The sequence below is a fragment of the Bradyrhizobium sp. USDA 4353 genome (assembly GCF_054063215.1).
In genome coordinates this window covers 6,170,378-6,192,914 of record NZ_JBSSGB010000001.1, presented here as the reverse complement: position 1 = coordinate 6,192,914, position 22,537 = coordinate 6,170,378, and the positions used below count along the sequence as shown (strand labels likewise).

Genomic DNA, 22,537 nt, shown 5'->3' with positions numbered 1-22,537 from the left:
GGGAATGACGATGGCGGATGGTGGAGAGATCGGCATGCAGGACGTCAGGGCGCATGCGCTGTTGACCAACGAGGTCGGGCTGCACGCGCGCCCCTCGGTCAAGCTCACCCAGCTCGCCAAGCGCTTTGCTGCGACAGTCGAGATCGCGATTGCGGCCGATGGTCCATGGACCGATGCCAAGAGCCCGGTGAAGATCATGCGCGTCAAGGCGGCCAAGGGCGAGACGCTGTACATGCGCGCGAACGGCGCTGATGCCGAGGAGGCGGTGCGCGCGCTGGCCGATCTCGTCAATCGGAAGTTCGACGAGGAGTAGATGGTGGAACGCCGAGGTCGCGCAGCGTCGGAAGGAGTGGCCGTCGGACCGGCGGTGATCCTGCGCGCGCTCGAAGGGGGCAGCCGGCTCAAGGGCTCGATCACGGAGGAGCACGCGGCGTTGGCGGCGGCGGTGGCGGGCGCGCGACTGGCGGTCGCCGATCTCATCACGCGCCTCGACGGCGACGCCGCTGAGCTGATCGGCTTTCAGCTCGCGCTGCTCGAAGACGATGCGCTGACCGAAGCCGCCTATGCCGAGATCGAGACCGGCGCTGCGGCCGACGATGCCTGGCGCGCGGCGATGGCCGCGGAGATCGTGGGCTATGAGGCGGCCGATGACGAATATTTTCGCGCCCGCGCCAGCGATCTCGCCGACATCAGGGATCGCGTGCTCCGCCATCTGTTCGGCCTCGAGGACAACGGCGCGATGCCGAACGGAGCGATCATCGTCGCGCGCGATCTCGCACCATCGGCCTTTCTCGGGATTGATTGGTCGAAGGGCGGTGGCATCGCGCTTGGCGAGGGCAGCCCGACCAGTCACGTCGCGATGCTCGCGCGCGGTCGGGGCGTGCCGATGGTCGTTGGGCTCGGTCCAGCGTGGGAGACACTCTCCGGCTCGCTGCTCGTCGACGGCGGTGCTGGTCTCGTCGAGGTCGATCCAAGCGCGGAGCAGGTCGAGAATGCGCGCTCGCAGAGCGCGGCTCTCCTGCGGCGGCGGGCCGATGCGACCGCGCATCAGCTCGAACCCGCCTTGACGCGCGATGGCACGGCGATCTCGGTGCTCGTCAACATCTCCGGTCCGGCCGACATGACGGCGCTGCCTGCTGCGGCCTGCGATGGCGTGGGGTTGGCGCGGACGGAGTTTTTGACGGGCAATCTGCTCCAAGACGAGGAGGCGCAATATCGGGCCTATGCCGAGCTCATGCGATGGGCGGATGGACGTCCGGTGACGATCCGCACCCTCGACGCTGGCGGCGACAAGCCGATCCCCGGATATACGGTCGATGGAGAAAGCAACCCATTCCTGGGCCTGCGTGGCATTCGTCTCTCGCTGCGTCATCCCGACATCTTCCGAGTCCAGCTGCGAGCGCTGGCGCGCGCCGCCGTGGTGGGGCCGTTGAAGGTGATGCTGCCGATGGTGACGAACGCAGCTGAACTGGAGGAGGCGCGCGCGCATCTGCGTGCGGTTCTCGCTGAACTCGGCGACAGCAGCATCGCGTTCGCTGAGCCGGCTTTCGGCATCATGGTCGAAGTGCCCGCTGCGGCGCTCGCCGCGCACGACTTGGCCGCCGACTTCTTCTCGATCGGTACCAACGATCTCACCCAATATGCGACAGCGGCCGCGCGGGACGGTGCCGAGGTCGCAGACTATGCCGACGTGCTGCATCCCGGGGTGATGGCGATGATTGCCCATGTTGTGCGCGCCGGCCGTTCGAAAGGCGTCGACGTCTCGATCTGTGGTGACGCCGCCGGCGATGTCAGGGCCATCCCGGCTCTCTTGAAAGCAGGCGTGCGTGTGCTGTCGGTCTCGCCGGGCCTGCTCCCGCAGGTGAAGGCCGCAATCCGGACGATCGATCTGGCGGCTCTTGCGGAGGACGCATGAGCGAGCAGGATGCAACGGGATCGCTGAATCCGCTCGCCGACTACAAGGCGATCCTGCGTGCCGTCATCGACAGCCGCCCGTCGGGCACGCGGCAACGGCTGGCGGAGGCGATCGGCAAGAACCGCAGCTTCATCTCGCAGATCATCAGTCCCGCCTATCCGACGCCGATCCCGCTGCAGCATCTCGAAACCATTTTTCACATCTGCCATTTCTCGCCGCATGAGCAGCAGGCGTTCCTCGCCGCCTACCGTGCCGCGCATCCCGGCCGCCTCGAAGAAGCCGAGACGCAGCGGCCGATGCGGCGCCTCGTCGTGGAGTTGCCGGATTTCGGTGACGACGCTTTGAACGCCCATGCCGACCGCATCATCACCGGCGTCGCGCGCGGCATCACGGCGCTGATCTCAGCCAATGAAAACAAAGACGATGCCGAACCGGGAGGCAAGCCATGAAGAAGCTGATCAACGCCGTCGACGACGTCCTGACCGAGAGCCTGCACGGCTTTGCCGCCGTGCATGGCGACATCGTCGCCCTTGGCGAGGACAACAAGTTCGTCCGCCGCAGGAGCCTCAAACAAGGCAAGGTCGCGTTGATCTCCGGCGGCGGCTCCGGCCATGAGCCGCTGCATGCCGGCTTCGTCGGCCAGGGCATGCTGGACGCCGCCTGTCCGGGCCAGGTCTTCACCTCGCCGACGCCCGACCAGATGCTGGCGGCCGCGCAGGCGGTGGAGACCGGCGGCGGCTCGCTGTTCATCGTCAAGAATTACGAAGGCGACGTCATGAACTTCGCGATGGCCGCGGAAATGATGGAGACCAAGGTCGCCACCGTCATCACCGATGACGATGTCGCGGTGGAGACTTCGACCTATTCCACCGGCCGCCGCGGCGTCGCCGGCACGCTGGTGGTCGAGAAGATTCTCGGCGCCGCGGCCGAGCAGGGGCGCGATCTCGATGCGCTCAAGTTGCTTGGCGATGACGTGAACAAGCGAACGCGCTCGATGGGCGTGGCATTGACGTCGTGCACCGTGCCCGCGGCCGGAAAGCCGACCTTCGCGCTCGGCGAGGACGAGATGGAGATGGGCGTCGGCATCCATGGCGAGCCCGGCCGGCGCCGCGTCAAGCTCGCCTCCGCCGATGCGATCGCCGAGGAGATGATGGGCGCGATCCTGGCTGATCTCGCAGCCAAGCCCGGGACGCCCTGCCTGCTGCTGGTCAACGGCTTCGGCGGCACGCCCGCGATGGAGCTCTACCTCATGGCCAACTCCGCCCGGCGCATTCTTGAAGGCCGTGGTCTCGCAATTGCCCGTGGGCTGGTTGGCTCCTATGTCACCTCGCTCGACATGGCCGGATGCTCGCTGACCATCACCGCGCTCGACGATGCGACGCTGGCGCTGTGGGACGCGCCGGTGCACACCGCCGCGCTGCGCTGGGGCTGCTGACGGAGGAACGCAACGGAAAAGTATCGCCGCCAGCGGCGGTGGCTTCGCGGATATCGTGACGACGAGCGCCGGATTGGCCGCGTTCGACGACGGCCCTGTCACCCGACACAGTCCCCGAGCAAGGCCTGGATTGTATCCTGGACCCGCGGGACCGGCTTGATCACGCTCAAATGCAATCCGGGCAGGCCATGCCATGAACGTCGACAAGACTGTTTTCACCTTCACGGGGGGCGCTGTCCCGCGCAGCATCGTGCTCGGCGGAACTGCACGCCCGGACTGCTTCCTGTTCAGGCTTCTGTCGGCGAGAGCCTGATCCGGGCCTCGCTCACCGGCCTTAGCCCGGCGGCGATCCTTGACGCTGGGCTCCCGGAGCGGCAACACGTCGTCCTGAGTAGGAGGCAAGGTGGGGGCGAGACGACGATGAAGCGAGGACATCATGGCTGACTCGGACGAAACCTATATCGTCGGTCCGCTCTACAAGGCGCGCGACAAGGTCTATCCGGCTGCCGTGCACGGCCGTTTCCGCCGCATCAAATGGACGATCCTCTGCATCACGCTGGGCGTCTACTATCTGCTGCCGTTCGTGCGCTGGGACCGCGGGCCAGGGATGCCCAACCAGGCGGTGCTGGTCGATTTCCCGCACCGCCGCTTCTACTTCTTCTTCATCGAGCTGTGGCCGCAGGAGGTCTACTACTTCACCGGCCTGTTGATCCTCGCTGCTGTGACGCTGTTCCTGATGAACGCGGTCGCCGGCCGGCTGTGGTGCGGCTATCTGTGTCCGCAGACGGTGTGGACCGATTTGTTCTACGCCGTCGAGCGCTGGGTCGAGGGCGACCGGCGCGAGCGCATGCTGAGCGACAAGAAGGGCTGGACCTTCACCCATATCCGAAAGGTCGCGACCAAGCACGTCCTCTGGATCATGATCGGCTGGTGGACCGGCGGCGCCTGGGTGCTCTATTTCGACGATGCACCGACCCTGGTGAAGGACCTCGCGACTTTCCAGGCGCCGTTCACGGCCTATCTCTGGATCGGCATCCTGACCGCCACGACCTACATGTTTGCCGGTCATGCCCGCGAGCAGGTCTGCATCTACATGTGCCCGTGGCCGCGCATCCAGGCGGCGCTGACCGACGAGTGGGCGCTGAACGTCACCTACAAGGGCGACCGCGGCGAGCCGCGCATGTCGGTGAAGAAGGCGGAGGCGGCGCGGCTGCAGGGCGCGCCGGCCGGCGACTGCGTCGACTGCCACCAATGCGTCAATGTCTGCCCGACCGGCGTCGACATCCGCAACGGCATCCAGCTCGGTTGCATCCAATGCAGCCTGTGCATTGATGCCTGCGATTCGGTGATGAAACAGATCGGCCGGCCCGCCGGGCTGATTGGCTACGACACTGACATCAACGTGGCCAGACGCAAGGAAGGCAAGCCGGAGATCTACCGGATCATCCGGCCGCGTACGATCATCTATGCGAGCTTCATCGCGATCGTCGGCGGCATCATGCTGTATACGCTGGCGACGCGCGGCACGATGGGCATCAACGTGCTGCACGAGCGTAATCCGCTGTTCGTACAGCTGTCCGACGGCGGCGTGCGCAATGACTACACGGTGCGCATCCTCAACAAGCGCGGCGCACGGGACTTCGTGCTCGACGTGGCAGGCCTGCCGAACGCCAAGGTGACGGTCGCCGGCGAGACGCGCGAGGCCGATGGGCGCATGGTGATCGATGTGGGCCAGGACCAGACCCGCGAGATCCGTGTCTCGATCGAGGCCAAGGGCGCCGATCTGCCCGCCGCGCCGACTGATATCGAGATCAGGATCACGGACCCGGCGACGGGCACGTCGGTGAGCAAGCACGATCATTTCGTGCCGCCGACGCGATAGGCGAGCGTCTCGAAGGGCAAGGCCTCAACCGTTGCCTTATGCGTCCCAGCCTGACTAGCGTCAGGCCGATCTATGGATGTTCACGGAGTCAAACAGCGCAATAACGTGGATCGCAGAACAAGACGTCACGAAGCGCTCCCGCGACGCGATGCGCCCGAGTGGTTCCAGCTCGTTCCGCCCTATTCAAGAAGAGGGCGCGGGGAATGCCGGGCGCTGGCCGCACCCATGGCCCGCCTGCAGAAAAAAAGCAGGCGGCAGTCACCACAGGTTCAGCCGAGACGTCCCGGCATTCCCCGCGCGATGGTTTTCACGCTTATGTCGCGCTCTCCTCGGTGTCCGGCTTGTTAGCCACCGTCGCTCTCCGGATCATCATCACCAGAGAGCTTGGCGCCAGCCTCGGGGCGCCAGGACCACGCGTCTTCACGTCCGCCATCAGCCGTTCGTCCGCGCGCACTGAGCACGCTGCAGCATGATCGCGGCCACCGCATCCCACCTCGCGTGTCGTGACGATCGCGATGCGCCCCTCTTGCCGAGGCGGGACGGCGATAGTCAATCATGAATTCGGCAAAAGCGAAAGCGAAAAATGTCGCGCGCCGTATGTCGCGACGGCCAGGATGTTGATCCTGCTTGCGAAGAATTTTTCTGGCGCGACGCCCGCCAGGGCTGTCCGCAGCGCTGATCAGGCTCAACCGCCGGCTGAGTCGCCCGTCGGGCCAGAATGACCTCGGTTTCCCGGGGGGCTCGCGACAGAGGGCCGTCGTTCTAGCCTTCGGCCCTAGACGCCGGCCCTAGACGCCGGGCGCAATGTGCGAGCTGCGCTCTTGGAGGAGGCGGGGAAGCGCCACGCGGGCGCCGTCCATGAACAGCAGGATCGCGTCGCGGACGGTCTGCTCCAGATCGGGCGGCACCGGCGTCTCGTAGATGAACTTCCGGATCGCGAGATAGAAGATGCGGCCGTGCAGGCCCCAGAACATTTCAGTCTCGCGGCTTTCGAGCGGGCAGGTCGCGGCATCCGGCAGCTTCAATTCGTGACGCAGCTCGACCGCGGCGGGCTCGATGATCTCGCGGCGGACGAGATCGAGATAGCGGCCGGTGATGCCGAACGACTTCATGCCGGAGAACACGAAGATCCGCACCCAATTGTACTCGAACACGCGCGCGACGTAGTCGAGATAGAAGCTCGTCAGGCGCGCCTGCAGCGGCTGGCTGCGGTCGCGGATCAGCGGGCCCCAGTCCTGCGACCATCGGCTGAGATAGACCTCCTGGTAGACGCGCTCGATCAGCGCTTCCTTGGAGGGAAAGTGCCGATAGATCACCGAATGCGCGATGCCCATGCGCTTGGCGAGCTCCCTTGTCTGGCCTTCGAAGCCACGCTCGGCGAAGAAGCGGATCGCTTCATCGACGATCAGCCGCTCGCGATCGGCAGCGCGCATGTTGCGGCGCCGGGGCTGCGGCAAGTTGTCCGCTTTCGACGCGCGGGCGCGGTTGGCCGTCTTGGTCGCGTTGGCTGTCTTTGGGGGCTTGGCCATGATCTGATTGGGTCGCCGCAATGCGTCTGTGATAGCCGAAAGCAGTTTTGTGACCAATCGTTCGTTTCTGGTTGACCGCGGCGGCAACCTCGTGCAACTGTTTTGAGACCAGATGGTCACAAATCTGGCGGTCCGGGCTGATGAGCCCTGGAGGCGAGGAAACGGATGAAAGCGCGGGCTTTCAGCTATTTTCGTGCACGCACGATCGACGAGGCGTTGGACGCAGCTGCGCGCCACGGCGACGAGGCGCGCTTCATCGCCGGCGGGCAAAGCCTCGTTCCGGCCCTCGCGCTGCGTCTGCAAGCGCCGCGCCTGCTGATCGACATCAACCACATCGACGATCTCAACGGCGTGAGGCGCGACGGCGAGTGGCTGCGCATCGGCGCGCTGACGCGGCATTGCCAGATGCTGACCGAGCCGCTGATCGCGCAGTTCGCACCGCTGCTGCGCGCCGCCGCGCCTTATGTCGCCCATCCCGCCATCCGCAATCGCGGCACGCTGGGCGGCAGCGTCGCGCTGGCTGATCCGGCCTCCGAATTTCCCGCCGTGGTCCTGGCGCTCGGCGCCGAGATGGAGATCGCCGGTCCTGCCGGCCGGCGGCGTGTCGGCGCCGATCAGTTCTTCATCGATCTGTTCGAGACGGCGCTCGCGCCCGGCGAGCTGCTGGTTGCTGTTCATGTGCCGCTGTTCCGTGCCAATCAGCGCATTGCGTTCGACGAGCTGGCGCGTCGCCGCGGGGATTACGCGCTGGTGGGGTGCGGCATGATCGCGACCATCGAGCAGGATCTGATCGCGGACATCAGGATCGCGTTGTTCTCGGTCGGCAATGTGCCCACGCGCGCGATATTCGCGGAGGCCGCGCTGGCAGGAGCGCGCCTCGACGCCGATCGCATCGCCGCGGCCCAGGTAGCGCTGGATCGTGATCTTACACCTGATGACAGCGACGACGTGCCCGCCGCGATGCGGCTGCATCTGGCGCGGGTGCTGCTCGGCCGCTTGCTCGGCCGCCTCGGGAAGGCAGCATGAGCATGGCTGGGGATCTCGACGACGCCGACGACACCGTGCGCGTCCGCATGGTCGTCAACGGCCGCAAGACGGCGTGCGATGTCGCGCCGCGTGATACGCTGGTCGACTGTCTGCGCAATCAGCTCGAGCTGACCGGCACCCATGCCGGCTGCGAGATGGGCGCGTGTGGGGCCTGCCTGGTCCAGCTCGACGGCCGCGCCGTCCATGCCTGCCTGATGTTTGCCGTGCAGGCGGAAGGCGCACGGATCGACACGATCGAAGGCCTCACGGAAAGCGGCGTGATTGCCGACCTGCAAGCCGAGTTTCACCGGCGCAACGCGTTGCAATGCGGCTTCTGCACGCCGGGCATGTTGATCACGGCGCATGAGCTGCTCACCCACCACGCGACGCCGGATCGAGAGATCATCCGCGATGCGCTCTCGGGCAATTTCTGCCGTTGCACCGGCTACGAGGCGATCGTCGACGCCATCGAAGCGGTGGCCGAGGCGCGCGCGACCAAGGCGTCGCAGCCGGAGGGCTCGTCGTCATGAGTGCGCCGCTGACCTCGCTGGATCGTCCGAATTCCTATATCGGCCGCGCGGTGCCACGGCCGAACGCCAAGCGGCTGCTCGCCGGGCGCGGGCGCTATGTCACCGACATCCGCCTGCCGCGCATGCTGCACGCGGCGTTCCTGCGTAGTCCTCATGCGCATGCGCGGATCATCAGCATCGACGCCGAGGCGGCGCGCGCGCTCGCCGGCGTGCATCTGGTCGCGACCGGTCCCGACCTCGCCAAGATCTGTACGCCCTGGACCGGAACGCTCGATCATTTCAAGGGCATGACGTCCGAGCCGCAATGGCCGCTGCCGCTGGAGCGCGTGGTCTGGGCCGGCCAGGCGGTCGTCGCCGTCGTCGCCGAGAGCAGGGCGCTGGCCGAGGATGCGCTGGAGCTGATCTCGGTCGACTATAAGGAGCTGCCCGTGGTGGTCGATCTCGATGCCGCGCGTCAGCCGGGTGCCGAGCGGGTCAATCCTGCCGCGAGCTCCAACATCTGCTTCCGCGCCCAGCTCGATAGCGGCGGTGTCGATGACGCCTTTGCGTCGGCCGCGCATGTGATCGAGGAGACGTTCAGCTTCGGCCGGCATACGCCGGTCACGCTGGAGCCGCGTGCGATCATTGCGGACTACGAGTCCGACAGCGGCATGCTCACGGTGCACCACGCCACGCAGACGCCGTATCAGTTCCAGGATCTCTACTCCCGCCATTACGGCATCCCGGAAGCGCGCGTGCGCGTGATCGCGCCTGATATCGGCGGCTCCTTCGGCATGAAGCTGCATGTCTATCACGAGGACATGGCGGTGGTCGGGCTGTCGATGCTGCTCGGCCGCCCGGTGAAATATGTCGCCGATCGCATCGAGTCCTTTGCTTCGGATATCCACGCGCGTGATCACCAGGTGCGGGCGCGCATGGCGGTGGACGCCGCGGGCAAGATCCTCGCCATGGACGTCCACGACGCCACCGCGATCGGCGCGTTCTCGACCTATCCGCGCACCAGCGTGGTCGAGGGCAACCAGGTCATCCGCCTGATCGGCGCGCCCTACGACTTCAAGTCCTATCGTGCGGCGCTGGAGGTCGTGTTCCAGAACAAGGTGCAGACCAGCCAGTATCGCGCCGTCGGCCATCCCATCGCCTGCGCGGTCACCGAGCGGATGGTGGATGTGGCGGCTGAACGCGTCGGCCTCGATCCGCTGGCGATGCGCGCGACAAACGTGATCGCCGATGATGCCTACCCGACGGCATCGCCGACCGGCTACAGGTTCGAGGCGCTGTCGCACCAAGCCTGTCTCACGCGGCTGCGCGAGATCATGGACTATGATCGTTTGCGCGCGGAGCAGGCGGAGCTGCGCCAACGTGGCATTCATCGCGGCATCGGCATCGCGACCTTCGTCGAGATCACCAATCCGAGCCCGGCGTTCTATGGTGTCGGCGGCGCGCGCATCTCCTCGCAGGACGGCGCGACGCTCAGCCTGACGCCGTCCGGCGAGGTGCGTTGCGCGATCTCCGTGACCGAGCAGGGGCAGGGCACCGAGGCGATCATCAGCCAGATCGTCGCCGATCAGCTCGGCCTCGCCCAGGAGCACGTCAAGATCCTGACCGGCGACACCGAGGTGACGCCGCATGGCGGCGCGACCTGGGCCTGCCGCGGCGCCGGCATCGGCGGCGAGACCGCGCTGCAGGCCGCGCGGCAGCTCAAGGCGAACATTCTGGAGATCGCCGGGCTGATCCTGCAGGAGCAGCCGGTGGCGCTCGACATCGTCGACGGGCAGGTCGTGAGCCAGGCGACGCAGCAGCCGCGCCTCGCGGTCGCCGAGATCGCGCGCATCGCCTATTTCCGCTCCGATACGCTGCCGCCGGGCACGCAGGCGCAACTGACCGTCAGCCACCACTTCGCCCCGCAGGGCTATCCCTTTGCCTTCACCAATGGCATCCAGGGCTGCTATCTCGAGGTCGATGTCGACACCGGCTTCGTCAAGCTGCTGAAGCACTATGTCGTCGAGGATTGCGGCCGCATCATCAACCCGATGCTGGTAGACGAGCAGCTGCGCGGCGGCGTCGTGCAGGGGCTGGGAGCTGCGCTGTTCGAGGAATGCCGCTACGGTGACACAGGCCAGCTGCTCAACGGCTCGCTCGCGGATTATCTCGTGCCGATGGCGATGGAGATGCCTGATATCCTCATCGACCACGTGGAGACGCCGACGGCGGACACCATCCTGGGCGCGAAGGGCTGCGGCGAGGCCGGCACGGCGGCGGCGTCGGCCTGCGTGCTCAATGCCGTCAATGACGCGCTGACGCCGTTCGGCGCGTCCATCAATGCCATTCCGATCACGCCCGCGCGCATGCTCAAGGCGCTCGATCGATACTAACAAAACGAGATGAGGGAGGACATCATGCCAGTCTACGAGACCAAGTCCTACGAGACCAAGTCGCGACCAGCAGGACTTTCCCGCCGCACCGCTGTCATGGGCCTATCGGCGGGCATCGCCGCGCTGGCGATGCCGCGGCTTGGCCGTGCCGCCGACGACACCATCCGCATCGGCTTCCCGACGCCGCTGACCGGTCCGTTCGCGGCCGAGGCGCGCGACCAGGTCAAGTGCGCCGAGCTCGCGGTCAAGCTGGTCAATGACAAGGGCGGCATCGCCGGCCGCAAGGTCGAGCTGCTGGTGCGCGACGACAAGCTCAATGCCGGCGAGGCGGCGACGCGGACGCTGGAGCTGATCGAGAAGGACAAGGTGCATGCCGTCGTCGGCGCGCTGTCCAGCGCCGTTCAGCTCGCCGTCAATGAGGTGACCCGCGCGCGCGGCGTGATCTACGTCTCGATCAGCCAGTCCGACACCATCAACGAGGCCAAGGATTTCAGCAAATACACCTTCCACGAGGCGCTGAATCCGCACATGACCACGGCGGCCGTGGCGCGGCACACGATCAAGAAGGGCATGAAGGTTGCCCATCTCGTCGCCGACTATGCCTATGGCCATGAGATGCTGCGCGGCTTCAAGCGCGCCCAGGCCTCGATCGGCGCCGAGAGCGTCGGCGAGATCCTGCATCCGTTCGGCGCCGCCGATTATTCGACGTTCATGCCGCGCCTGATGTCGATGCGTCCGGACGTGCTGTGCATCAGCAATTTCGGCCGCGACCAGGCCAACGCGATCAAGCAGGCGGTCGATTTCGGCATCAAGCAGCAGATGAAGATCGTGGTGCCCGTGCTCCTGCACAATCAGCGTCTCGCGGTCGGTCCCGACGTGTTCGAGGGCGTCGTCGGCGGCGCCAACTATTAGTTGGGGTCTCGAAAGCCAGAACAAGACCGCGGCTGAGTTCAACAGGGCGTTCCGCGCGGCCAATGGCGGTGCGATCCCGACCGACTACGGCGCCTACGGCTATTCCGGCGTCGGCTCGCTGCTGCAGGCGATGCAGGCGGCCGGCGGCACCGAGACCGACAAGGTCGTCGCGGCGCTGGAAGGCCTGCAATACGACCTGACCAAGGGCCCGCAGCACTACCGCAAATGCGACCATCAGTCGGTGCAGTCGGTGCTGGTGCTGGAATCGAAGAAGAAGTCGGCGATGGCTGGCGAGAACGATCTGTTCGCGATCGTGGCCAATGACCCCGGCGCCGACGAGATGCTGCGGAGCTGCAGCGAGCTCGGTCACGCGACCTGATCCTGCCAGCATGGACCTCTCGCTGATCATCATGCAGCTGTTTTCCGGCATCGCCCTGGGGGCGGTGCTGGTGATCACGGCGCTCGGCCTCACCATCGTGTTCGGCATGCTCGGCGTGGTCAATTTCGCGCATGGCGCGCTGTTCATGATCGGCGCCTATGCCGGGCTGTATCTGGCATCGCTGACCGGCAGCTTCTGGTGGGGGCTGTTGCTCGCTCCCGTGCTGGTCGGCGCGTTCGGCATGCTGATCGAGTTCGTCCTCGTCCGTCGCCTGTATGGCCGGTCGATCGATGATCCCCTGCTGCTCACCTTCGGTCTCAGCTACATCCTGGTCGAGGGCGTGCGCATCGTGTTCGGCAGCGACGGCCTTCCGTTTCCGACGCCGTCGCAGCTGATCGGAGTCGTCGATCTCGGCGTCGGCTTCTTCCCGAAATATCGTCTGTTCGTGATAGCGCTGGTGGCGGTGGTGCTGCTGGTGCTGTGGCTGATGCTGGAGAAGACCCGTGTCGGCCTGATCGTCCGTGCCGGTGCGCGCGATCCCCAGATCATGCGCGTGCTCGGCGTCGACATCGGCAAGGTGTGGCTGGCGATCTTCGGCCTCGGCGTCGGCCTTGCCGCACTCGGCGGCGTGCTGGCGGGGCCGATGCGCAGCGTCAATCCGGAGATGGGAACGCTGGTGCTGGCGGAGGCCTTCGTCGTGACGGTGATCGGCGGCCTCGGCTCGATCGTCGGCGCCGTCGTCGCCGGGCTGATGGTCGGCATCTGCATCAGCATGGTGGCGCTATTCGCGCCTGAGATGGCGACCATCGTGATGTTCGCGCTGATGGCCGCCGTGCTGCTGGTCCGGCCGCAGGGCCTGTTCGGCCTGAAGGGGAGGGCGTGATGACGGTGGAGTCGACCGGCGAGGCCGCTTCGCCGTCCCACAGCCGGCGCCTGTTCGCGATCCTGTCCGATCACCGCGTGCTGGTCTCGCTCGCAGCGCTTGCTTTGCTGCCCTGGCTGCTGCCGTCGAAGGCGCTCGCCGTCAACGTCCTGATCTACGGCGTCGTGGTGATGGGCTACAATCTCCTGTTCGGCTACACCGGGCTGCTGTCGTTCGGCCACGCCGCCTTCTTCGGCACCGGCGCGTATCTGACCGGCATTGCCATCGGCCGCTGGGGATTGCCCTGGTTCGCCGCCGTGCCGCTCGCGATCATGGCGAGCACCGCGCTCGCTGCGCTGATCGGAACGATCTCCACGCGCACCCGCGGCATCTACTTCTCGATGGTCACGCTCGCGTTGGCGCAGCTCGTCTATTACGTCGCGTTGCAGGCCTCGTCCTTCACCGGCGGCGAGAACGGGCTGCGCGGCTTCACCGTCGACCGCATCAACCTGCTCGGCTGGCAGATCAACTTCCTCGATCCGGTCAACAAATACTACGTCCTGATGGCGTTCGCGGCGCTGGCGCTCTGGGTGCAGTCGCGGATCCTCAACTCGCCGTTCGGCGCCGTCATCGAGGCGATCCGCGAGAACGAGCAGCGGGCGCGGGCCTGCGGCTACGATGTCGAGCGCTGCAAGCTGATCGTGTTCATGCTGTCGGGTGCGATCTCGGCGATCGGCGGCTGCATGTCGGCGCTGCATCTGTCGATCGTCCCGCTGGATATCCTGCACTACCAGACCTCCGGTATGATCGTGATGATGGTGCTGCTCGGCGGCGCCCGCAGCTTCTTCGGGCCGTTCATCGGTGCGGCGACCTTCCTGATCCTGGAGGATGTCGTGTCGCTGTGGACGCCGCATTGGCAGATCGTGGTCGGCGCCATCTTCGTCGTGTTCGTGCTGTTCCTGCCGAAGGGCATCTGGGGCACGCTGCTCGATGTCCTGCCGTTCGCGAGGGAGCGCCGATGAGCACCGCGTTGCTGCAGGCCGAGGGCATCGGCCGCCGCTTCGGCGGCTTCACGGCGCTGGAGGACATCTCGGTGTCGTTCGCCAAGGGCGAGCTGACCTCGATCATCGGGCCGAACGGCGCGGGCAAGAGCACGTTCTTCAACATCCTCTCCGGCACGCTGTCGCCGAGCATGGGTACGTTGAGGTTCAAGGGGCGCGAGCTGAACGGATTGCCGCAGCACCGCTTCGTGCACCAGGGCATCTCGCGCTCGTACCAGATCACCAACATCTTTCCGGACCTGTCGGTGCACGAGAACGTCCGGGTCGCCGCGCAGGCGATGCGCGTGAGCTATGACATCTGGCGCAGGCGGGCCGATCTCGTCGAGCTCGGCGAGCGCGCCGATGCGGCGCTGACGGCCGTGGGCCTGATCGGCAAGCGCGCCGAGCAGGCGAAGTACCTCGCGCATGGCCAGCAGCGCGCGCTGGAGATCGCGATCGCGCTGGTGTCCGAGCCGGAGCTGTTGCTGCTCGACGAGCCGACCGCCGGCATGGGGCCGGAAGAAACCAAGGAGATGGTGGCGCTGCTCGAGCGGCTGGCCGAGAAGCGCACGGTTCTGCTGGTCGAACACAAGATGAAGATGGTGCTCGGCCTGAGCCAGCGCGTGATCGTGCTGCATCACGGCCGGCTGCTCGCCGACGGCAAGCCAGAGGACATCCGCAGCAATCCGGATGTGCGCCGGGTCTATCTGGGACAGAGTGAAGGCTATGGCTGAGACCGCATTGCTCAAGCTCGATCGTGTCCAGGCCTGGTACGGCACGAGCCACGTCCTGCACGGCATCTCGCTGCGCGTGAACGAGGGCGAGGTGGTCGCCCTGGTCGGGCGCAACGGCGCCGGCAAGACCACGACCTTGCGCGCGGTGATGGGGCTGATGCCGAAGGCCGAGGGCCGCGTACGCTTCGCCGGTCACGATCTGCTGCCGTTGCCGGCGCATCGCCGCTTTCATCTCGGGCTCGCCTATGTGCCGGAGGAGCGGCGCATCGTGCCGGGCTTGTCGGTGCGCGAGAATTTGCGGCTCGGGCTCGTCGCGGCCAAGGCCGACATCGACGAGCGCGCGGCGATCGCGGAGATCGCCGAGACCTTTCCGCGCCTGCGCGAGCGGCTCGACCAGGAGGGCGTGACGCTGTCCGGCGGCGAGCAGCAGATGCTGGCGATCGCGCGCGCCCTGATCGCGCGGCCGCGCATGGTGCTGCTCGACGAGCCCTCGGAAGGCATCATGCCGGTGCTGGTCGAGGAGATGGGCGTGCTGTTCAGGCGGCTGCGCGACCAGGGCAAGACCTTGCTGCTGGTCGAGCAGAACGTCGAATGGGCGCTACGGCTCGCTGATCGCGCCGTCATCATCGACCAGGGCGAGGTCGTGCATGAGAGCAGTGCGGCCGCGCTGCTCGCCGACAAGGACATCCAGGACCGCTATTGCGCGGTGTGAGCTATCACTCCTCCGGCGCGGGCAGTTGCGGCAGCCGGGCGAGGCTAACGCCGGCGGCCTGATGCCGGAACATACGCTCCAGCAGCTCCGCGGCCTGCTTGGCCGCGTCGGCCGGAGCAAGTCCGCCGTTACGGACGTTGGAGATGCAGTTGCGCTCGGAATCGACGCGGCCGCGGCGCGGCATCCAGGTGAGATAGAGCCCGAGGGAATCCGCGGCGCTGAGGCCCGGGCGCTCGCCGATCAGGATGATCGAGGCGGATGCGCCGAACAGCTCGCCGACGTGATCCGCGAGCGCGACGCGGCCTTGCGACCCCACGATCACCGGCGACAGCCGCCGGCCGGTCGCTGCGAGCAGCGGCATCAGTGCATCGAGCACGGGCAGGGCGTTGACCTGCACCGCGCGGCTGCTCAGGCCGTCGGCCACGACCAACGTGATGTCGGCCGGCGCGCGCGGCTCCGACAGCAGCGCCTCGGACTCCGGCGAGAGCAGGCGGCCTTCGTCGGGGCGCTGCAGATAAATGGCGCGATCGGGGGCGCGGCTATGCACGGCGAGTGCCGGCCAACCGCGCGCGCTGACATCAGCCGCAAACTGCTCGGCATTGAACGGCTTGAGCACCGCATCGCGCGCCTCGGCATGCGCAGCCTGGAACGCGAGATGCGCCGACGTCGGCAGCCCCGGGCCGCAGCGGCCGAGCGCGATGCGCGCCTCGGTGTAGCGCGACAGCCAGGTCCAATCATCGGCTGACGAGGTTGCGAGCCTCGTGTCGTCCGCGCCGCTCATCGCTCGGCCTCCAGCAGCGGCAGCGAAGGCATCAGCCGCGCCGGCTCGAAGCGCAGCTCGCCCTGGGGATCGCTGATGCCGGTCGCCGCCAGCCACGCCTCGAACTCCGGCGCCGCCCGCTTGCCCAGCACCTTCCGCACATACAGCGCGTCATGGAACGAGGTGCTCTGATAGTTCAGCATGATGTCGTCGGCGCCGGGCACGCCCATGATATAGGTGCAGCCGGCGACGCCCAGCAGCGTCAGCAGCGCGTCCATGTCGTCCTGGTCGGCCTCGGCGTGGTTGGTGTAGCAGGCGTCGCAGCCCATCGGCAGTCCCAGCAGCTTGCCGCAGAAATGATCCTCCAGCCCCGCGCGCATGATCTGCTTGCCGTCGTAGAGATACTCTGGACCGATGAAGCCGACGACGGTGTTGACCAGCAGCGGCCGGTAGCGCCGCGCCACTGCGTAGCAGCGGGCTTCAAGGGTCTGCTGGTCGACGCCGCAATGGCCCGATGATGACAGCTCGCTGCCTTGCCCCGTCTCAAAATACATTACATTGCCGCCTTCAGGGCAGCGCTGAAGGCTTTGCGCGGCGGCGTAGGCTTCGTCGAGTAGCGAAAGCGTAATGCCGAAGCCGCGATTGGCCTCCTCGGTGCCCGCGAGCGACTGGAACACGAGGTCGACCGGCGCGCGGCGCTCGATTGCCTTGAGCGCGGTCGTGACGTGCGCAAGCACGCAGGACTGGATCGGCGCGTTCGAGGCAAGGCGGAGAGCTTCGATCATGTCGAGCAGCCGCACCATAGTGTCGACGTCGTCGCTCGCGGGATTGATGCCGATCGTGGCATCGCCGACGCCATACATCAGCCCGTCCAGAATCGAGGCCGCGACGCCCTTGGGATCGTCGAGCGGATGATTGGGCTGCAGCCGCGTCGACATCCGCCCGGGCAGGCCGATGGTGCAGCGGAAGCGCGTCACGACCTCGCATTTGGCTGAGACCGTCACGAGGTCTTGCAGCCGCATGATCTTGCAGACGGCAGCGACCATCTCCGGCGTGAGCCCGGGTGAGACCGCGGCGAGCATCGTCGCATCGGTCGCATCCGACAAGAGCCATTCGCGGAACGCACCGACCGTCAGACTCGCGATAGGCGCGAAGGCGGCGTTGTCATGCTGGTCGACGATCAACCGCGTGACCTCGTCGCTCTCATAAGGAATGACCGCCTCGTTGAGGAAGTGCCGCAGCGGCAGGTCGGCGAGGGCCATCCGCGCCGCGACTCGCTCGGCCGCATCCTGCGCGGCGAGCCCCGCGAGCACGTCGCCGGAGCGGAGCGGCGTCGCCTTGGCGAGCAGCGTTCTCAAATCGTCGAAGCGATAGGTCGTGCCGGCCAGCGTGTGTGAGAAACCCATTGGCATTCTCCTCAATGATGGGCGGAGGCCGGATCGAGGGGACGGAGCATCGGCGTGAATAAGGCGGACATCATCGCGAGGGTCTTCTGTCGTCGTTGTTCAGATCATCATGCACGATATATGCCCGGGGCCGATGACCATTCTGCGTCTTGCGGAAGCTGTTGTCAGCCGGGTTGCGCCGGCCGTGCGCTCGGCTAAGGTCGCCCGCCGATCAATCCAAATCGAGGGAACACCGCCATGGCGCGCATTCGCTGTATCACCGAGATGGGCATGGGCGTCGATGTCCATGGCCGCGACGCCACCAAGGCTGCCAAGCGCGCGGTGTCGGATGCGATCCGCCATTCCAGCCTCGGCTTTTTCCGCATGGTCGGCAAGACGCCGCAGGACATGCTGGTCGACGTCACCATTGCCGTTCCGAATCCGGAGACCGTCGACACCGCGGCGGTCGCCAAGGAATTGCCTTATGGCACGGTGACGGTCACCGCGGTGAAGGGCGGGCTGGAGATTCCCGCCGAGGCGGGGAGCGATGCGATCATCATCGCCAATGCCGCGGTGCTCGTGCATCTCGACGACGGCAAATAGGCCGGCCCATGATGCGCTCGAGCCGTCAGCTTGTGGAGAAGCCGAGCGCGGACGCCTCGCAAGATCGACTTGGACAACCATGGTATCACGCACCGAGATCAAACAGCAGAATGAGTACCTGCTGCGTCAGCAGCACGACTTCCGCAGGGCCGCGGACATCGTCACCGATGCGCTGGCCGCGTTCGAGGAGATCGAGGCCGTCGCGGTGATCGGCTCGGTCGCCAAGCCGCTGTGGAAGGAGGTGCCGCGCTTTCGCGAGTATCGCCGCGCCGGCATCGAGGTTTGGCATGAGTGCGGGGATCTCGACCTCGCGGTCTGGATCAGGTCGCAGCATCGGCTCGATGCGATCCGCCGCGCGCGGGATGCCGCGCTGCTCAATGCCTACAAGGCCGGCCACGGGCCAAGCACCGCCAATCACCAGGTCGAGATCTTCCTGATCGAGCCCGGGACCGATCGCTATCTCGGCCGGCTCTGCAATTACAACACCTGCCCGAAGGGCAAGCCGAAATGCGACGTGCCGGGCTGCGGCCAGATCCCCTTCAACAAGGTCGTCGACGGCTTCGAGCCCTATCCCGACCTGTTGGCGGCCGCGAGCTACGCCACCTTGTATCGGCGAGGGCAGGGCCGCTTGCGCTCGGCGCTCGATCTGCCGGGACCGCAGCAAGATCCCGAATGAGGCTCTGCTCCGTCAGCGGCTGCCCTCGCTGACCCACCGCGCCAGTCCCTCCGCCAGACCGTCGAACAGCGCGCGGATCGGTGGGGAATTCTTCTGGTCCTCGTGCACGGCGAGCCAGCAGTCGAGCTCGAAGGCGACCTGGTCGGCGAGCACCGGGACCAGCGCCGGATTGCGGCGGGCCATCGCCCTCTGCATGCCGCCGATGCCGAGGCCGGCTTCGATCGCGGTGACCTGGGCGACGTCGGAATCGGTGCGATAGGAGAAGAGCTCGCGCGACAGCGGGAGCTGTGCGCTGGCGACCGAGCGCGCCGAATGATCGTCGCGGTCGAAGCCGATGACGTGATGTGCCTTGAGCGCCTCGATCGTATCCGGCAGACCGAAGCGCGCGATGTAGTCACGGTGGGCGTAGAGGCCGAGCGGGATGCGGCCGAGCCGGCGCGCGACGAGGCCGTCCTGCTTCGGCCGGATCATCCGCACCGCGATGTCGGCGTCGCGCCTGAGTAGATCTTCGGTGCGGTTGTTGAGCGCGAGCTCGATGACGATGTGTGGGAAGCGGTTGCGGATGCCGGCGAGGATCGGCGGCAGCACGTAGGTGCCGATGATCTCGCTCGCCGAGATCCTGACCACGCCGCGCGGCTGCCCTGCATCGCCGCCGGTTCTGGCTGCGCGCACCAGCGCCGCGAACGCCGCCTCCATCGTCTCGGCATGCGGCAGCAGCGTCGCTGCTGCCGCGGTCGGCAACAGTCCGGCCTGGGAGCGGGTGAACAGGGCGACGCCGAGACCGGCTTCGAGCTCGTCGATGTGGCGGCCGATGGTCGGCTGCGTCAGCCCGGTTGCGCGCGCGGCCGCGGAGAGGCTGCCCCGCCTGAGGACGGCGAGGAATGAGCGAAGGAGGCTCCAGTCCGAAGGCTCTGTCATACGAAAACGTATAGCATCTCAAGAGTGATTGGCAATTTCCGTTTTGAGGTCATCGGACCAGATTGCCTGGACAGCAGGAGATCGACCCATGTCCCACGACACCAACGCCCCAACCGCTTTGATCCTCGGCCTGACCGGCGCGATCGGCGGCGCCATTGCCAAGGCGCTGGCGCAGCGCGGCGTCACCATCCGTGCGCTGACGCGCCGGCGGCCGGCCGAGCGGCCGTCCTTGGCCTTCCCGGTCGAGTGGCGCGACGGCGATGCGCGCGATGCGGCCTCCGTGCGTGCGGCTGCCGAGGGCGCCAGCCTGATCATGCACGGTGTCAATCCGCCGCGCTATGCGCGCTGGCGCGAGGATGCGCTGCCGATGCTCGCCAACACCATCGCGGCCGCAAAGGCCGTCGGCGCGACGATCCTGTTTCCGGGCAACGTCTACGTCTACTCATCAGCATCGCCTTCGGTCGTCACTGAAACGACGCCGCGGCAGCCGACCACGCGCAAGGGCCAGGTGCGGCTCGAGATGGAGGAGATGCTGGAGCAGGCCGCGCGCGACCGCGGCGTTCGCGTGATCGCGATCAGGGCCGGCGACTTCTTCGGCCCCGGCGTGACCAATTCGTGGTTTGCCCAGGTGCTGGCCAAGGGCGGCATGTCGGCGACGTCGCTGCAGCGCCTGACACGGCCGGGCATCGGCCACGCCTGGGCCTACGTCCCCGATCTCGCCGAGACCTTCGCGCGCCTCGTCGACATCAGCCCGAGCTGCCCAACTACACGATGCTGAATTTCGCCGGCCACTACGATGCGACCGGCCACGACATGACCGACGCCGTTCGCCGCGTCACGGGCCGGCCCGACCTGCCGGTGAAGCCGTTCCCCTGGATCATCCTCTGGCTCGCCGCACCCTTCGTCGGCTTCATGCGCGAGGCGATCGAGATGCGCTGGCTGTGGAAGCAGGGCCTCGCGTTGGAGAACCGCGGGCTGGTCGGACTGCTCGGGCCGGAGCCGCATACGCCGCTGGATGAGGCGGTGAGGGCGGCGCTGAGTTCTGATTGATATCTGACATCCGCAACCGGCGCGTGGCTGCTGATCCCGTCGGACGGCGCGTCACGCGGTGGCGACGTTTACTAATGATCCGTGCTAGTGAACGCGTCGCTTATAGAAGAGCGCCCGTGCGGCGGGGACAAGCTGCAAGAGTACGTCGAAGTCAGCAGTATTCGCGGTGAGGACAGCGAGGCCGAGCTTCTGCGCCTGCAGGAACAGAACGCAGTCATGAAGGGCGCGCGGCTTGCCGTCTCTTTCATGACCCTGAATCCGGCAAAGAATGCCGGACAGCAACGCGGCGCGTCCAAAGTTATCGCTGTCCGGTACGAATGTGCGATGGGGCGGCATCGCCCTGATATGTTTCCGGATAGTTTCGACCACGGCCCTCGTGCGCCGATCCGAGGGATTGAGGACTCCCACCGTGTACATCAGCTCCTGCACGGCGATGGTCGAATGATTGACCAGCCTATTCGCGAGCAACTCGTCCAGTATTGCAGGAGATCGATCTTGCATCTGATCGATATAGACGCAGGTATCGAGCAGAAGTCCCTGACCAGCGATATGATCCGGACTGAGAAAAGGCAGCTCCTCGTCTCGACGGCGGGCGAGCGTCTTGCCCGGATCAAAGCGCGACCAGCGCCGAGCCGCATCGAAGTCGAATGCCACCACCTCAGAAGCCGAGCTTCAGCTTCGGGTCGACGGTGCCACGGGTCTCTTTGAAGACGGTCGCGAAGTTGTCTTCTAACGCAATCGTCGCAAGCGCAAACTCGATGAGATCCGTATCTGCCTCGATCCCGGTTTGACGTTTGGCCTGCCTGACGAGCTCCGAACTCACACGTCCGCCAATGCGGCCGGTTTTGTCTTTCAGCAGCCCGGACTGCTCTGCCGCCCGCATGACAGCGTCAACCCGCGTCTCGACCGCAACAACCCGATTGGCTGACGATTGACTGTCGGAGACCGGCAGCGTCTTATCGCTTGCCCTGGCCTTGCCCCGGCGAGCCGGCGACTTCCGAACTTTCATCTTGGCCATGGGATTTGAACCTGTTGAACGAAAGCCAGCTTGTTCAACATAATCGCTCGGGCGCTTTGGTTCAATATTTGTCGACGCCCTCACTCCACCGCATCCTTCTTCGCGATCCGGTGCAGCTGCTCGAACAGATCGGCCTGCTCGCTCGTGCACAAACAGACGCCCTGCGCGGACTCCGTGTCGCCGGCGTTGAGGTAGGCGTGGCCCATGGTGCTGTCGAGATACATGCCATCGCCTTCGTGCAGGATCTCGGGCGCGTAGAACTCGGTGTGGACGGCGATGGTGCCGCGGGTGACCAAAAAGTATTCCTCGCCGCTGTGGCGGAGCAGGGGGCCGAACTCCTCCAATGTGCGGGCGCGCACCTCGGTGATCATCGGCACCATGCGTTTGCCGATCAGGTCGGTGCATTGATAGGTGTAGGTGTAGAATTTGGTGTTGACCACCTGGCCCTGGCCGGCGCGGCTGATGCTGCGGCGGGCGGTCACGGCGCGACCGGGCTCGGGGCGCGGCGCGGCCGTGCTGAACAGCTCGGCGATGTCCATCTGCAGGCCTGAGGTCAGCTGCAGCAGCTTGTCGTAGGTCAGCGACATCAGGCCGTTCTCGACCTTCGACAGGGTCGACAGCGCCATGCCCGTCTTCTCCGCCACCTGCTTCAGGGTCAGGCCGCGCGCCTGGCGGGCCGCCTTCAGGCAGTGGCCGAGCTGGGAATGCGGGCCTTCGGCGGCGGTCTCGCTGACGACGGTGTCGGTCACTTCAGGGCTCCGGAAAATCCGTTAGCGGATCAGGTTGTCTGCGGGCGCGG

General features: G+C 66.4%; 23 protein-coding genes and 1 pseudogene. 17 read left to right on the top strand and 7 right to left on the bottom strand.

The features are described from left to right. The first annotated feature begins 10 nt into the window (after positions 1 to 10). The 5 genes from ACVILH_RS28200 (at position 11) to ccoG (ending at position 5,232) form a co-directional block, all read left to right on the top strand. The gene (locus ACVILH_RS28200) at positions 11 to 313 is read left to right on the top strand and encodes an HPr family phosphocarrier protein (RefSeq protein WP_456717095.1); all 303 of its coding nucleotides are present in this window, start codon (positions 11 to 13) and stop codon (positions 311 to 313) included. Next, a complete protein-coding gene (gene ptsP / locus ACVILH_RS28195) occupies positions 314 to 1,915 on the top strand; it encodes a phosphoenolpyruvate--protein phosphotransferase (protein ID WP_456715799.1) in 1,602 nt (533 codons plus the stop codon). After that, entirely contained in the window at positions 1,912 to 2,364 is a 453-nt protein-coding gene (locus ACVILH_RS28190; RefSeq protein WP_456715798.1) for a hypothetical protein, read from the top strand. Before ptsP ends, ACVILH_RS28190 begins: the two co-directional genes overlap by 4 nt. Beyond that, positions 2,361 to 3,350, top strand: coding sequence for a dihydroxyacetone kinase subunit DhaK (gene dhaK, locus ACVILH_RS28185; protein WP_456715797.1), 990 nt, complete (start codon positions 2,361 to 2,363; stop codon positions 3,348 to 3,350). The genes ACVILH_RS28190 and dhaK overlap by 4 nt, the downstream gene beginning before the upstream one ends. A gap of 436 nt (positions 3,351 to 3,786) precedes the next feature. After that, entirely contained in the window at positions 3,787 to 5,232 is a 1,446-nt protein-coding gene (ccoG, locus tag ACVILH_RS28180) for a cytochrome c oxidase accessory protein CcoG (protein ID WP_456715796.1), read from the top strand. Positions 5,233 to 6,020: 788 nt separating this feature from the next. Here the strand turns inward: ccoG and ACVILH_RS28175 are convergent. After that, the gene (locus ACVILH_RS28175) at positions 6,021 to 6,665 is read right to left on the bottom strand and encodes a TetR/AcrR family transcriptional regulator (protein WP_456717094.1); all 645 of its coding nucleotides are present in this window, start codon (positions 6,663 to 6,665) and stop codon (positions 6,021 to 6,023) included. A 261-nt stretch (positions 6,666 to 6,926) separates the two neighbouring features. On the opposite strand from ACVILH_RS28175, the gene ACVILH_RS28170 reads away from it, so the two are divergent. The 8 genes and pseudogenes from ACVILH_RS28170 (at position 6,927) to ACVILH_RS28135 (ending at position 15,328) form a co-directional block, all read left to right on the top strand. After that, positions 6,927 to 7,787, top strand: coding sequence for an FAD binding domain-containing protein (locus tag ACVILH_RS28170; protein ID WP_456715795.1), 861 nt, complete (start codon positions 6,927 to 6,929; stop codon positions 7,785 to 7,787). Further along, positions 7,784 to 8,317, top strand: coding sequence for a (2Fe-2S)-binding protein (locus ACVILH_RS28165; protein WP_456715794.1), 534 nt, complete (start codon positions 7,784 to 7,786; stop codon positions 8,315 to 8,317). Before ACVILH_RS28170 ends, ACVILH_RS28165 begins: the two co-directional genes overlap by 4 nt. Then, entirely contained in the window at positions 8,314 to 10,689 is a 2,376-nt protein-coding gene (locus ACVILH_RS28160; RefSeq protein ID WP_456715793.1) for a xanthine dehydrogenase family protein molybdopterin-binding subunit, read from the top strand. The genes ACVILH_RS28165 and ACVILH_RS28160 overlap by 4 nt, the downstream gene beginning before the upstream one ends. A gap of 24 nt (positions 10,690 to 10,713) precedes the next feature. Beyond that, positions 10,714 to 11,980: pseudogene (locus ACVILH_RS28155) on the top strand (ABC transporter substrate-binding protein). Between the two features lie 10 nt (positions 11,981 to 11,990). After that, a complete protein-coding gene (locus tag ACVILH_RS28150) occupies positions 11,991 to 12,863 on the top strand; it encodes a branched-chain amino acid ABC transporter permease (protein ID WP_456715792.1) in 873 nt (290 codons plus the stop codon). Next, positions 12,863 to 13,864, top strand: coding sequence for a branched-chain amino acid ABC transporter permease (locus ACVILH_RS28145; protein WP_456715791.1), 1,002 nt, complete (start codon positions 12,863 to 12,865; stop codon positions 13,862 to 13,864). The genes ACVILH_RS28150 and ACVILH_RS28145 overlap by 1 nt, the downstream gene beginning before the upstream one ends. Beyond that, positions 13,861 to 14,616 carry an ABC transporter ATP-binding protein gene (locus tag ACVILH_RS28140; protein WP_456715790.1) on the top strand — a complete coding sequence of 252 codons (756 nt, stop codon included), beginning with the start codon at positions 13,861 to 13,863 and terminating at the stop codon, positions 14,614 to 14,616. Before ACVILH_RS28145 ends, ACVILH_RS28140 begins: the two co-directional genes overlap by 4 nt. After that, on the top strand, positions 14,609 to 15,328 hold the full coding sequence (locus ACVILH_RS28135; RefSeq protein ID WP_456715789.1) for an ABC transporter ATP-binding protein: 720 nt from the start codon (positions 14,609 to 14,611) through the stop codon (positions 15,326 to 15,328). The genes ACVILH_RS28140 and ACVILH_RS28135 overlap by 8 nt, the downstream gene beginning before the upstream one ends. 4 nt (positions 15,329 to 15,332) lie before the next feature. Here the strand turns inward: ACVILH_RS28135 and eutC are convergent, their stop codons facing one another. Both eutC and ACVILH_RS28125 read right to left on the bottom strand, forming a co-directional pair. Next, positions 15,333 to 16,109 carry an ethanolamine ammonia-lyase subunit EutC gene (eutC, locus tag ACVILH_RS28130; protein WP_456715788.1) on the bottom strand — a complete coding sequence of 259 codons (777 nt, stop codon included), beginning with the start codon at positions 16,107 to 16,109 and terminating at the stop codon, positions 15,333 to 15,335. Then, positions 16,106 to 17,494, bottom strand: coding sequence for an ethanolamine ammonia-lyase subunit EutB (locus ACVILH_RS28125; protein WP_456715787.1), 1,389 nt, complete (start codon positions 17,492 to 17,494; stop codon positions 16,106 to 16,108). The genes eutC and ACVILH_RS28125 overlap by 4 nt, the downstream gene beginning before the upstream one ends. 237 nt (positions 17,495 to 17,731) lie before the next feature. Between ACVILH_RS28125 and ACVILH_RS28120 the strand changes: the two genes are divergently transcribed. After that, a complete protein-coding gene (locus ACVILH_RS28120; protein WP_456715786.1) occupies positions 17,732 to 18,076 on the top strand; it encodes a Lin0512 family protein in 345 nt (114 codons plus the stop codon). A 79-nt stretch (positions 18,077 to 18,155) separates the two neighbouring features. Beyond that, positions 18,156 to 18,752 carry a hypothetical protein gene (locus tag ACVILH_RS28115; RefSeq protein ID WP_456715785.1) on the top strand — a complete coding sequence of 199 codons (597 nt, stop codon included), beginning with the start codon at positions 18,156 to 18,158 and terminating at the stop codon, positions 18,750 to 18,752. Positions 18,753 to 18,764: 12 nt separating this feature from the next. Here ACVILH_RS28115 and ACVILH_RS28110 read toward each other — a convergent pair whose 3' ends face one another. Continuing rightward, entirely contained in the window at positions 18,765 to 19,670 is a 906-nt protein-coding gene (locus ACVILH_RS28110; RefSeq protein WP_456715784.1) for a LysR family transcriptional regulator, read from the bottom strand. 88 nt (positions 19,671 to 19,758) lie between these two features. On the opposite strand from ACVILH_RS28110, the gene ACVILH_RS28105 reads away from it, so the two are divergent. Beyond that, entirely contained in the window at positions 19,759 to 20,448 is a 690-nt protein-coding gene (locus tag ACVILH_RS28105; RefSeq protein ID WP_456715783.1) for an NAD-dependent epimerase/dehydratase family protein, read from the top strand. Continuing rightward, positions 20,442 to 20,720 carry a hypothetical protein gene (locus ACVILH_RS28100; RefSeq protein WP_456715782.1) on the top strand — a complete coding sequence of 93 codons (279 nt, stop codon included), beginning with the start codon at positions 20,442 to 20,444 and terminating at the stop codon, positions 20,718 to 20,720. Before ACVILH_RS28105 ends, ACVILH_RS28100 begins: the two co-directional genes overlap by 7 nt. Positions 20,721 to 20,804: 84 nt before the next feature. On the opposite strand, the gene ACVILH_RS28095 is transcribed toward ACVILH_RS28100, so the two are convergent. The 3 genes from ACVILH_RS28095 to ACVILH_RS28085 all read right to left on the bottom strand — a co-directional run bounded on the left by ACVILH_RS28095 (position 20,805) and on the right by ACVILH_RS28085 (position 22,487). Beyond that, positions 20,805 to 21,377, bottom strand: a complete 573-nt coding sequence (locus ACVILH_RS28095) for a type II toxin-antitoxin system VapC family toxin (protein WP_456715781.1) — start codon at positions 21,375 to 21,377, stop codon at positions 20,805 to 20,807. A gap of 1 nt (position 21,378) precedes the next feature. Further along, complete coding sequence (locus ACVILH_RS28090; RefSeq protein WP_456715780.1) at positions 21,379 to 21,738, bottom strand: hypothetical protein; 360 nt, start codon at positions 21,736 to 21,738, stop codon at positions 21,379 to 21,381. A gap of 80 nt (positions 21,739 to 21,818) precedes the next feature. Next, complete coding sequence (locus tag ACVILH_RS28085) at positions 21,819 to 22,487, bottom strand: helix-turn-helix domain-containing protein (RefSeq protein ID WP_456715779.1); 669 nt, start codon at positions 22,485 to 22,487, stop codon at positions 21,819 to 21,821. Positions 22,488 to 22,537 lie beyond the last annotated feature (50 nt).